The following is a 271-nucleotide window of genomic DNA, read 5'->3' as shown; positions in this document are numbered from 1 at the left end:
TCTGCCGTCTCCTCCAGCATATTGTCCATCGCGGCGGCTTTTTCCGTCAGCGCCTTCAGATCCTCCGGATGAAGGGAATGAAGTTGTTTCATGTCCAGCGGGCCGGGGATGGTACCGATAAGTGCAATCTGGCGGCGCATCAGCTCCAGCCCCATCAGAACCTCAGAGCAGTACGCCACGGCTTTGCCGTTCGCACCGATAACCACACGCTCAGCCGCCAGCTGGGCATCGATAATGTCCTTTGACGTCAGTTCGCGAAGCTTCACCTCCC

General features: G+C 58.3%; 1 protein-coding gene. It reads right to left on the bottom strand.

The features are described from left to right. The coding region (locus GTGU_RS23820; protein WP_038164042.1) for a phage tail assembly protein at positions 1 to 271 on the bottom strand (271 nt) is incomplete at both ends.

This window comes from Trabulsiella guamensis ATCC 49490, from assembly GCF_000734965.1.
Lineage (GTDB): Bacteria > Pseudomonadota > Gammaproteobacteria > Enterobacterales > Enterobacteriaceae > Trabulsiella > Trabulsiella guamensis.
This window is presented reverse-complemented; position numbering and strand designations above follow the sequence as displayed.